The 12,372-nt window shown below is 47.0% G+C and carries 8 protein-coding genes; 5 read left to right on the top strand and 3 right to left on the bottom strand.

The genetic code is table 11. The annotated features are described in order from the left end of the window. Positions 1–25 precede the first annotated feature (25 nt). Positions 26–1,027, bottom strand: coding sequence for a UDP-N-acetylglucosamine 4,6-dehydratase (inverting) (gene pseB, locus DVO77_RS04330; RefSeq protein ID WP_119977462.1), 1,002 nt, complete (start codon positions 1,025–1,027; stop codon positions 26–28). A 699-nt stretch (positions 1,028–1,726) separates the two neighbouring features. On the opposite strand from pseB, the gene DVO77_RS04325 reads away from it, so the two are divergent. The 3 genes from DVO77_RS04325 (at position 1,727) to DVO77_RS04315 (ending at position 5,566) form a co-directional block, all read left to right on the top strand. Further along, positions 1,727–4,210: a motility associated factor glycosyltransferase family protein gene (locus DVO77_RS04325; protein WP_162924142.1), complete on the top strand. Its 2,484-nt coding sequence runs from the start codon at positions 1,727–1,729 to the stop codon at positions 4,208–4,210. A gap of 250 nt (positions 4,211–4,460) precedes the next feature. After that, positions 4,461–4,940, top strand: coding sequence for a DUF2947 domain-containing protein (locus tag DVO77_RS04320; protein ID WP_119977460.1), 480 nt, complete (start codon positions 4,461–4,463; stop codon positions 4,938–4,940). A 65-nt stretch (positions 4,941–5,005) separates the two neighbouring features. Beyond that, the gene (locus tag DVO77_RS04315; protein WP_110456413.1) at positions 5,006–5,566 is read left to right on the top strand and encodes a chalcone isomerase family protein; all 561 of its coding nucleotides are present in this window, start codon (positions 5,006–5,008) and stop codon (positions 5,564–5,566) included. Positions 5,567–5,896: 330 nt separating this feature from the next. Here DVO77_RS04315 and DVO77_RS04310 read toward each other — a convergent pair whose 3' ends face one another. Both DVO77_RS04310 and DVO77_RS04305 read right to left on the bottom strand, forming a co-directional pair. Next, positions 5,897–6,808, bottom strand: coding sequence for a DUF6268 family outer membrane beta-barrel protein (locus DVO77_RS04310; protein ID WP_110456414.1), 912 nt, complete (start codon positions 6,806–6,808; stop codon positions 5,897–5,899). Positions 6,809–7,174: 366 nt separating this feature from the next. Then, positions 7,175–7,792: a TetR/AcrR family transcriptional regulator gene (locus DVO77_RS04305; protein ID WP_119977459.1), complete on the bottom strand. Its 618-nt coding sequence runs from the start codon at positions 7,790–7,792 to the stop codon at positions 7,175–7,177. A 160-nt stretch (positions 7,793–7,952) separates the two neighbouring features. Here DVO77_RS04305 and DVO77_RS04300 point away from each other — a divergent pair, with 160 nt between their 5' ends. Together DVO77_RS04300 and DVO77_RS04295 are read left to right on the top strand one after the other, a co-directional pair. Beyond that, positions 7,953–9,065: an efflux RND transporter periplasmic adaptor subunit gene (locus DVO77_RS04300; RefSeq protein WP_119977458.1), complete on the top strand. Its 1,113-nt coding sequence runs from the start codon at positions 7,953–7,955 to the stop codon at positions 9,063–9,065. 3 nt (positions 9,066–9,068) lie between these two features. After that, positions 9,069–12,137, top strand: coding sequence for an efflux RND transporter permease subunit (locus DVO77_RS04295; protein WP_119977457.1), 3,069 nt, complete (start codon positions 9,069–9,071; stop codon positions 12,135–12,137). Positions 12,138–12,372: the final 235 nt, after the last annotated feature.

Here is a 12,372-nt window from a genome sequence, read left to right as displayed (position 1 = left end):
CTATAAATGTCAAAACGAACTAAAACTACAATTCTGCTAACTTATCAAACTCTAAAATTTGCTCTACAGAAAGAAAATCTGGGTTCTTACCTGAATGGTACTCTGTACCTTGATCAACTGGTGTACCGACCTCATCAATTAAATTGTGCGTATAAGAATGTTCATCGTTATAAAATTTAATACTAGGGCAGATCACAAAGTGATCGTCAAATTCAAGCGTTAAATGAGAGTCATCTGCTGGACACATAATTTCATGCAATTTTTCACCAGGACGGATTCCAATTATCTTAGTTTCTAAATCAGGAGCATAGGCTTTAGCTAGGTCTTTAATATGTACAGATGGTATTTTTGGCACAAAAATCTCTCCGCCGTGCATACGTTCAAAATTCTTTAATACAAAATCTACTCCCTGTTGAAGCGTTATCCAGAAGCGAGTCATCTCTTCATGAGTTATTGGTAAGTGATCAGCCCCATCACTTACTAACTTCTTAAAGAATGGCACAACAGAACCACGAGAGCCTACGACGTTACCATAACGAACAACTGCAAAACGTGTTTTGCCTTTACCAACCATATTATTAGCAGCAACAAATAATTTATCCGACGCTAATTTAGTCGCACCATATAGATTGATAGGCGATGCTGCTTTATCAGTAGATAATGCGATAACTTTAGTCACATTATTCGCTATGGCTGCTTTAATCACATTTTCAGCGCCGTAAATATTGGTCTTGATGCATTCCATGGGATTATATTCGGCTGCAGGAACCTGCTTAATTGCCGCGGCATGAATAACAAAGTCGACGTCATTAAACGCTTGCATAAGACGATCGCCATCGCGCACATCGCCAAGAAAATAGCGCATGCAAGGATCGTTATAGACCTGCTGCATCTCATACTGTTTTAACTCGTCACGAGAGAGAATAATCAACCGCTTAGGTTTATAACGCGCTAAAATTGTCTTGGTGTATTTTTGACCGAATGAGCCCGTACCGCCAGTTATGAGGATGGATTTATTGTTAAACATATAGTCTCCAAATAGCTGCTTTAAACAGCACGACTAAAATTAAAATGAATGTAGCGAAATCTGATACCCAATATAATGGAGTTCACACTAAAAATATAAGCTGCTGCATAACACATACCGCCCATCGCGATAACCAAACATCAGGCAGACTCATAGATAAAGCCAGACAAAAAGTAAACTTATAAACGCATTTAATTTTAGTAACTTAATCTTAATTGTCTAACTATATTTGCCCTTGTAGTGCAGCACATTACTCATATTGTACGATTTATCGACTCACCGGCAGCCAGCTAATCACTTTTTACCCTATGAGTAAAATACCGCGGCACCAAGCAAGGTGAATACAAGCGACAATAAGCCGTCATACATGCAATGCTCTGGCCTATACCTCACCACTTTTGTGACAAACATCTCACTTTGACGCATCAAAGACAGCAAATAGCACTTGATAGCAGCTCACAAGCCAGTTGATAGGATTACCAGCCTCCCCCCGATATTGGGGTCAACCATGAAGCAAGGCAGATAACCAACCATGGCAAAGTAAGCATGCCAACCGTAAGTCGCTAGCAATGATTAACAGCGAATTCGCCAGCAAATTTCGCCAGTAAAGATAGGAAACCCATTTGAATCCGCAGCATTAGCAGGTAGGCTATGCTCATCACTGGTCAAGCACAATTTGAACCGACGAATGAGGACATCATGTTAGATAATCCACCAGAAATCTCCAGAAGCTTTGCTGTCAGCCGCTTTGGCGAATATTACCTGCCCAGCATCAATCGCAATATATTTGAAAAAATTGACTCCACTTCATTGTATAACGAGCGCTTCAAACAGGCCTTATCTAAACCCGATACCTTACATATCATCATCGGCCTCGATTCTGGGCTGCTGGCCAATTATGTCATGGAGCATCCACTTGCCGATGGGGCTAAGTTTATTTTTGTTGAGCTGCCAGAAGTGCTCTCCATGTTGTCTATCGACATCCCTGAGCACCTCGCTGATGAGATAAGCGTGATCTCATTTGATGAGCTTAACGAGACCATTGCCGATATCCGCAATAATGTGTTTTTAGTCAAAGGTAAGTACGCCATTCATCGCTCAATTGCCGTCGATGGTAATTATTTAGAGCCCTACAGTGAGCTCAATGCTGAAGTCGAAAAAAAGGTTGAGCATGAATCCTTTAGCCTAGGCACAGCCTTTAATCAAAAGCTGTTTATCAAGACTCAGCTAACCAATGTAGCCGAAAACCTGCAACCCGCCTCAGTACTGCGTGGCCAATTTAATGATAAAACCTGCATCGTATTAGGCGGTGGGCCCTCCCTCGATAACAATATTGACTGGATAAAAGCCAACGCCGACCGACTGGTGATCATTGCCGCCTCACGCATTGTGGGCAAATTAGCCAAACTGGAGATAAAACCTGACATCATTGTCTCGGTCGACCCACAATCGATAAGTTTTGATGTCAATAAAGAGTTGATGTCACTGGAGCACGATACGTTGCTCGTCTACTCCTACCATGTGACCCCGCAAATTATCGGTCAATGGCGCGGCGCCGCGCTCTATACCGGCTCTCGTTTACCTTGGAACAGTGACCACGATAACAACAATATCGAGTCCGTCGGCCCCACAGTCACCAATAGCGCTATCGAAATTGCACGGGAGATGGGTTTTAGCCGAATTTTGTTGTGCGGCGTCGATTTTTGCCATTCGCAATCGGGTATCACCCACACCGCAGGCACCTATGGCGCAAGTCTTGGACCGGACATGGGGATTATGTACGAGTGGGTTGAAACCAATTGTGGTGAAATGGCGGAAACTCCGATACAGCTCATGTATGCCATACAATCACTGGCAGCAGCAATCGAGGCCTACCCTGGGGCGCGCTATATCAATCTGTCACCTGATGCCGCCAAGGTTAACGGGGTTGAACAGGTCAATGCCCATGACATCACCTTAGCTGAGATCAGCGCTAAGCAACGCGCGCTGCTGGCCCCAGCCCAGCATCTATTGAGTATCGACAAGAAATGTCAGTTACTTGGCAGCACGCTCGACGCCTTAAAGGCCACTAGCGAACAACTGGCGCAGTTAAATGACTACAACCAAGACGCACTGCAATTGGTCGACCAAATAGAAGCGGCGCATCAGTATCCAGAGCGTATAGGCGCATTAGCTAGCAAGCTCGACAACATCGAAAGCAGTATCAACGCTAACTACTCTGGCCTAGCAAAGCTGGTTAAATTTTATGGTTATTATGAATTTAGCCACTTTTTATCCACCAAAAAAGTCGATGACTGGTCACAGCAAGATGTGACTGACAATACCCGTCTTTACTATCAAGCTTTTAGCGACATCACGAACGCATTAAGTCAATTAGTTGATGAGGCTATCGCGCGGGTAAGTTCACGCCTTGCAGAGCATCAAGCTGAAGTGGATATTCACGCCTTATGTGAGCGCTGGGATAAAGATGCGCAGTGGGGACGCGCCCTTATTTGGCAACAGCAACATCCGCAGCTATACGCACAATTAACAACGGCTCAGCAAAGCGAACTGGCAAACACTCGACAGCAATACCATGCTCAATTTGTGGTCAAGGCGTTTATCGATCCCAGCGATGAGCCTGCGGTACCACAACTCAACAATGCCTTTAAAAAACTGCATGCTCTGCTACATTACAAACACCTGCTGGGCATCACAAAAATGGTGCAGTACACCGCCCCTTATGTCGACAGTGATCTTGATATTACCCGTCTGCATAACTTAGCCAAAAGTTATCAATATCGGCTCGAAAACCGGCTAGAGCTGGCGCTCGATGCCGTGCAGGCAACCCCCATCGAACAGCGACAAGAAGCAGAGTTAAAGCAGATAATCCTACTGGCTTTAAAGCTTAACCGCCTGCCACTGGCGTTGGCGCAATATGCCCAAATTATTACCTATAGCGACGAATATCTGCCGCAATACGCTCACGCTTTGTACTTAAACGACAATGCCCAAGACGCGTTAGCCACTTACCTGGATTATCTGGATAAATATCCGCAAGATATTCCGGTAATGTTAAAACTGGGGATTTTTCTCGCCAATGTCGGCCAAATCGATGGCGCACGCGCCTGCTTTGAAAACGTCTTAAGCCTAGATGAAGATAACCAAGCCGCGATAAGCTATATCCAGCAGCTCGGCGACTAAGCGATAGGGCCTGTTGATCTTTCAAGGTTGTTTTGGCAGCGAATTGTTGGGTATTTTATACAAGGCAGAAGCTTTGTGGTGTAGTGATTCTACATAAAAAGCTGAGAACGCAGTAGAAATGACCAGCAAAGATCAACAGGCCCTAGGGCGTCATCGCAAAGATTTATCCGCTGGCGCCCTTTCCCTTGCTCGCATTCAAACCGTATAATACGCCTTTGCATATCTCACCCAATTTCGATAGCGAGGCTCTGTGGCACATACTTATATTCCACTCGAACAATACCAACGTAAATGGATCTTCAATCACAAAGATCTTCCTGTCACTGATGATGACAAGGCATTGATTAAGCCCCTTGATCAAAAATCATCAATGGAGGTGTGGAATAAATGGATAAGTAACAAGAGCAGCCGCGCCGAGCAATTTACCAAGGGCGACTGGGCAGCCAAAGCCGATGCTTGGCTTGAAACCGACCATTGGCAAAGCGCATGGGACAGCGAAGCGGCCGAACTGCCCGAAATATTACATCATCATTTTGACTGGGAAAATGACACCCCAATCTACTTTTGCTATGAAAAATATCAAGTTATTGAAACTCGATGGGATGTTTTTGTACGCAACTGGAAGTGTTTCCTGTTTTTTGATGACGGCCCACTACTGATCTCCCCAAAGAAAAAACAAGCGGCGATATTTCATCAAAGTGGCCAATACCAAGTGGGTCAGCGAGGTTAACCTCGCCCCATCATCGCCACCACGGCACCCATGACTCAAACCAATAACTAAAAATGAGACCGACGATGAAACCCATTACCACCTTAACCCTATTGCTGCCTTTACTGATGACCAGTCTGGCAAATGCCAAAACGATCGCCGATGTCGAAGTGGCTGAAACGATTCAATTAGCTGACAACACCTTGCAACTCAATGGCGCTGGCGTGCGCAGTAAATTCTTTATGGACTTGTATGTAGGCAGTCTTTACCTTCAGCAGCCAAGCAGTGACGTTGAGGCCATTATCAACGCCCCCAAGGCTGTGATACGGCTTAATATTACCTCAGGGATGATCACCTCAGACAAAATGAGCGATGCCATTATCACCGGGTTTGACGATGCCACCCAAGGCCATGTTGCTCCAATTAAGCAACACATCGACACCTTTATGGCCTTATTTAATGAGCCTATTGTGGATGGCGATCAGTTTACCTTTGAGACCACTCAGGGCGTTGGCGTCAGTGCCTATAAAAACAACCAATTACAGGCAAATATTCAAGGTGAAGATTTTAGACAAGCCTTACTTAATATTTGGCTTGGGGACTCACCAGCACAAAGCAGTCTAAAGGCGGCAATGCTGGGACAATAAGGTACCAACAATTGGAACGGAGCTAACATAAACGCTCATCACCATCTGGCGCTATTTTGGAATAGAGCGAATTATTGCTCTTAGTTGTTGATGCGAGTTGTTGGTGCTTATTAACATTACTTATTGATGTGAATCACGAACTCTTATGCAACACATCACACAGCCTAATAAACAATGAGCCCAGCACTCTTGGCTGGGCTCATTTATTTAACCGTCTCTCTTTGGGGCCCTTAATGACCCGGCCTAACCCGCATTAAAATTTCACTCAGATATTGAACGCAAACTTGCGTATATGAACAGCGCATATTGAAACTTATACAAGCGCTTATATTAGAACTTATATTGCGCTGCAAATGCCATAGCGAGTTGATTATCTAGGGTATCGGTATGATTGGGGTCACTCAGCTCCATTTCACCATTAAAGTAATAACCTATATAACCGTTGAGCGATAATGACTCATTCACCACCCAGCCAGCACGCACAAAGCTCGCCCACTCGTCGATTTCGACGGCCACATTATCATCTTTAACTAAAAATCGTTGAGTACGCTTCGATGCACCAACTCCCGCATCGATATCATCAGACAGCTTATAACTCAGCTCCAAACCTGCTGGACCACTAAAACCAGCCGAAAATGGATTGCCCAACTTGAGTCTGTCACTAATTTGCCAGTTAACCGCCAAATAAGGCACGGTTCTAACCTCTGAAATATCGTTTAAATAAGCGACACCAAGCCCCAACATATTGCCATTATTGAATCGGTACATACCTGAGGCGACCACACCATAGCTTTGTGCATTTGATCGCGAGGCATCCTCTGTGTAAGCGTATTGGATCTTAGGCGCAAACAGGAACATCCAGCGCTGATTAGGTCGATAACTCAGCCCCACACCGGCACTGTAACGGTCAACTGATGACCAAGGGGACAGCTGGCCCGCCATTAATCCCGCTCCTCTGCCAGACCAGTCAAAATCTAACTTGTCATAGTTGGCATTTAAACTGATAGACCACTGCTGGTTAAGTGGTATATCGCTCTTAACACCAAACAACCAGGTATCTCGCTGTACCTCATAGCCGGTGTTATTCACCTCAGCATCAAAGGTCGCAATACGAGACACGCTTAACGTAAGCGGCGAGTATGGTTTGGCCACAGCAGGCGCACTAGCCCCTAGGGTGGCAACCGCCCCAAATAGTAATGAGATCGATAGACGAGAAAAACGGCTGTTGTTATAAAAAATCATGCAAACTCCATCGCAGCAATATACCAATATATGGATGATCGTGACCAAACAGGATAAAGCTCACTGCAGCAATAAGTTGATCCCTTAACAACAGTTGTTGCTGATATTGAGCGCACTATTGCTTACCATCACACCAAACGATTAAGACTAACGTTGACCTGCAGCAGATACAGGTCAACTGAGATTACTCACCGCCCAAGGCCATTCATTCTGTTTAATAGACTCTGTGTTGTAATGAGACGCTGTATACAGGTAAAGCGTTAGCATTACGCATCTGCGCAGTAAACCGATCATCCGCGCCCAGATTATAGCTCAACAAACGTGAGCTATTTCGCCGTGATCTTGCTGTTTATGGTTTATCTACGCTCAAATTTCACTACGGTAGGCTCGCAAAAACATCTCTATCGTCTCTTTAATATACTGCAGGCGATGGGGCACGATATCCTCTACCGCCAATCCTAACTCTAACTTTAGGCGCATCTCACCAAATAACATAAGGCATAAACGCACTGCCGCATCACGAGCATCACCAAACTGATAATGGCCAACTCGTTGTACTTCAATAAAATAGCTCTCTAACAAGACAATAAGGTGCTCAGGGCCGGCACTAAAATACAAGGCTGAAATGTCTGGATGGGTGTCGGCTTGTGCCACACAAGCCTTAAACACATCAATGGCCTCGGCGGACAGCACCATATCACTGAAGTAATAGCCAAATTGCAGCAATGCCTGCTCTGGCTTTTCGGGTGAAGAGAAGAGTGATTCGGTGACTTGGTGTACCACACACTTAGACTCTATCGCCGCCACAAAGAGCTCATCTTTACTACCAAAATGAGCGTAAACCGTTTGCTTAGAGACCCCGGCTTTCTTAGCTACCTCATCCATACTGGTATGGGGAAACCCTTGCCCACAGAACAGCTCAATAGCCGCTGCCAATATTTGTTCACGTTTTTGTTCGCTACGACTGACCGATGAATGCGCCATTAATTCTCCAGAGAATATTGAACAGATTAATCAATTGAATACTTAACTATTTTTTAACTCACCGCAAACTAGACTAGACAGTCTAGTTTACACAAATTAGACTAGCATTTCCTTAACGTAATCGCTACCTAACATTAACCAAAGAGAGAGCCCACTCATAATGCAACGATTTAGCGCCACAACGTCAACGACCGTACTGCTCATTTTAGCGTTAGCCGTCACTAGTAGCGCGTGCCAGCAACCCAGTGAAGTGCCGACTATCGTGCAAGCAGCCCCTAAAGTGGCAACCGCTCTATTAGAGTTAGCACCAAGCTATCAGTTTGAGCAACAATTTACAGGCACCGTTCGTGCAGGTAACACCACAGGTATCGGCTTTGAGCTCGCCGGAAAAATTAAACAACTGACGGTCGATAGTGGTGATAATGTGGCTGCTGGGCAAGTATTAGCCCGTCTTGATACTGCATTATTAGAGGCTGAAAAGCGTGAATTTGAAGCCAATTTGGCACAAAACAGTGCCGATCTACAATTGGCTAAAAATACCCTAGAGCGCAGTTTGCTCCTTAAACAGCAAGGCTTCGCTTCAGAGCAACAACTTGATGAACTCAAAGGGCAACTCAATAGCTTACAGGCGGGCAGGCAACGGCTAATCGCAGCCATTGAAGCCAATAAACTGCGCATCAGCAAATCCACACTTGTGGCACCATTTGATGGCATCATTGCAATTCGAAATAACAACTTAGGTGAAGTAGTCGCCCTAGGTTCGCCGCTATTTACTCTTGTAGAACAAGGTAACCCACAAGCCATTATTGGTGTTCCGGTCAATATTGCCCAAACACTACAAGCAGGCCAGTCGCTACCTTTATCGGTAAATCAACAGCGTTACACCGCCCAAATTGCAGGGATCAGCGCCGAGGTCAACCCTGTGACTCGCACCGTCGCAGTGCGCTTTACCTTGCCCAGTGACGCACCGGCATTAAATGGTGAGCTGGCATATCTGTACTATGAAAAAACGATCCAACAGCCGGGATTTTGGATACCGCTGACCTCACTGACCGACGGCCTGCGTGGCCTGTGGAACCTCTATGTGTTAATACCGGAGGCCCAAGAGCGCTACCGTATCGAACGCCGAGACGTCGATATTCTCTACACTCGCGGCGAACACGCCTTTGTCACCGGCGCGCTTAAGCATGGTGAACGCTATGTCACCACTGGGTTGCATAAACGCGTCGTCGATGAAATCGTCACTCTTCACTCCGTCCCGGCACCGAGGTAGACGATGATCAAAGCTATAGTCGAAAATGGTCGCCTAGCTAGTTTGGTGATCGCGCTATTGATAGTAGCCGGGTTCGGTGCCATTAACAGCCTGCCACGCATGGAAGATCCCAACATCACTAACCGCTTCGCCTCTATCGTCACGCCATACCCTGGTGCGTCGGCAGAGCGCGTCGAAGCCTTGGTGACCGAAGTGCTTGAAAATCAGCTACGTCGATTGGAAGAACTTAAATTAATTCAATCGACTTCGCGGCCCGGGATCTCGGTTATCCAACTTGAACTCAAAGACAATGTCATCGATACCGAACCCGTGTGGTCGCGCGCGCGCGATCTGCTCAGCGATGCTAACAGTCAGCTGCCTGCCAGTGCGCAAAACCCGCGCTTTGACGATCAATTAGGCTACGCCAACACCGCCATTTTAGGCCTAGTATGGCAAGGCGATACCGCCCCTAGACTCGACATTATCCATAGGTATGCCAAAGAGTTACAGAATAAATTACGCTTAATTAGTGGCACAGATTTCGTCAAGCTTTATGGCGCACCTAGCGAAGAAATTTTGGTGCAACTCGATGGCCATAAGGTAAATCAACTCGGGCTGAGCCCAGCAGCTATCGCCCAGATTTTAACGAACGCCGACGCCAAAGTGTCTGCTGGCGAAATTAATAACGCCAGTTTTCGCGCCCTAGTCGAAGTGTCTGGCGAACTCGACTCGGTCACGCGGATAAAACAGGTACCGTTAAAAGTGGATGCTAACGGCCAAATTATTCGCTTAGCCGAAGTTGCTCACATCAGCCGCCAAGCCAAAACGCCCCAAAGCAGCATCGCCTTAATAGAGCAGCAACAAGGGGTCATGGTGGCAGCTCGCATGCTTAATACCACCCGAGTCGATCTGTGGTTACAACAAGTACACCTTGTGGTTGAGCAGATGCAGACTGAGCTATCGGCTAACGTTGAAATTCAATGGCTGTTCGATCAAGAGGGCTACACCACAGAGCGGCTCAGTGACTTAATCGGCAGCTTGCTATTAGGTTTTATCATCATCTTAGTGGTGTTGATGCTGACCTTGGGGCTTCGTAATGCGGTGATCGTCTCCTTGTCCTTACCGCTCACCGCCCTGTTTACCCTCGCCTGCATGAAATACGTTGGCTTACCTATTCACCAAATGTCCGTCACTGGATTAGTCGTGGCGCTGGGGATCATGGTGGATAACGCCATTGTGATTGTCGATGCTATCGCGCAGCGTCGCCAGCAAGGTCTTAACAGGCTCACCGCCGTGGGCGATACCTTAAAACACTTATGGTTGCCACTCGCTGGCTCCACCATCACCACTATGCTGGCCTTCGCACCGATTGTGTTAATGCCTGGCGCGGCGGGTGAGTTTGTCGGCGGTATTGCCATTTCTGTGATGTTTGCCCTGCTGGGTTCCTATTTAATATCCCACACCTTGATTGCCGGATTAGCGGGTCGTTTTGGCTCCACAGCCAGCGCCAACAAGTGGTATCAAAAGGGCATTGATTTTCCCGCCCTTAGCCGCGCATTCACTTTCACTTTGCAACATGCACTGCAACGACCATTATGGGCGGCGATCATCATCGGCATTTTACCCGTCTCAGGTTTCATGGCGGCTGGGCAGATGACCGAGCAGTTTTTTCCTCCCTCGGATCGCGATATGTTTCAAATCGAGGTTTACCTGCCACCACAATCGAGTATTGAGCACACCCACTCAGTGGTGAAACAGATTGATACAACCCTACGGGCAGGCGGTGAGATCCTGCGTCTCGACTGGATGATTGGCACCAACGCGCCCTCCTTCTACTATAACTTGCTGCAACGTCAACAAGGGGCCAGTAACTATGCCCAGGCTATGGTTAAAGTGGCCGATTTCGCGACGGCCAATCGCTTGATCCCTGCGTTTCAGCAGCAGCTGGATAATGCCTTTCCACAGGCGCAGGTGATCGTTAGGAAGCTGGAGCAAGGTCCGCCCTTTAACGCGCCCGTTGAGCTAAGAATTTTCGGTCCAAACCTTGATACCTTACGTGAAATGGGTGACGCGGTGCGCAAGGTGCTTATCACCACAGAGCATGTGATCCACACACGCGCCACGCTCAGTGCAGGCGCGCCTAAGGTGTGGTTTCAAGTCGATGAAGATGCCAGCATGATGAGTGGGTTGACGCTTACCGACATCGCCCAGCAAATTGAAATGGCCACCTCCGGGATCGTGGGCGGCAGCATACTAGAACAAACCGAATCTCTGCCCATAAGAGTGCGCAGCCAGCAAACCACTCGAGAGCAGCCAAACAAGTTAGCCGAAATCACCTTACTGTCTCACAGTGGTAACAGCATCGCCCTCTCGGCGCTATCGACCAGTCGTGTCGATGTCAGTCTAGGCGCGATTACCCGACGTGACGGTCAGCGCGTCAACAGTATCGAAGCCTATATAGTCAGCGGCATATTACCGCAAACTGTGCTTAATCAAGCACTGGAGCGCATTGCGCAGCTGCCATTGCCGGCAGGCTATCGGATTGAGGTTGGCGGCGAAAGCGCCAAACGTAATGAAGCGGTAGGTAATCTGTTGTCGAGTATCCTCTTGGTGATCACCCTATTGCTGGCCACTGTGGTTCTGTCATTTAATTCATTTAGGCTTACCGCCATCATCTTATTTAGCGCGGCCCAGTCTGCTGGGCTGGGATTACTGGCGGTCTATCTATTGGGTTATCCGTTTGGCTTTACCGTGATAATCGGCCTCTTAGGCCTCATGGGACTGGCCATTAATGCGGCCATTGTGATTTTGGCTGAGCTAGAAGATATGCCCAATAAGCGCCATGAAAGCATCGGCGATATCATCAAGGTGGTCAGTAGCTGTGGCCGCCATATCGGTTCAACCACTATTACTACCATAGGCGGCTTTATTCCCTTAATTATTGCGGGCGGCGGCTTTTGGCCCCCGTTTGCGATTGCTATTGCCGGTGGCACCTTATTAACGACCCTATTATCGTTAGTGTGGGTACCGACCATGTATCAGTTGCTTATGATAAACCGCCACAGTAACACAAGGGGCAACGCAGTAATTTAACATCCAGCGCCAGCGTTTACGATAACCACTTAAGTTAGCTGCATAAGTTAGACACATAAGTGAGTAGTTTAAATCACCACACCTTACACAAGGCTCCTGCACCAAGGCTAATCCCTTGGTGCAGGTCAAAAACACATCGTAAAGTATGCCAGCAGGTATGCGCTACTCTGTAACCATCTAATTTATAATTATTAAGTTGAAGTAGACCTACATCAAGCTTTAGCAGATTAATTTA

It is taken from the genome of Shewanella algidipiscicola (genome assembly GCF_003605125.1).
GTDB classification, from domain to species: domain Bacteria; phylum Pseudomonadota; class Gammaproteobacteria; order Enterobacterales; family Shewanellaceae; genus Shewanella; species Shewanella algidipiscicola.
The sequence above is the reverse complement of the archived record's forward strand: the minus strand, read 5'-3'. Positions and strand labels throughout refer to the sequence as shown.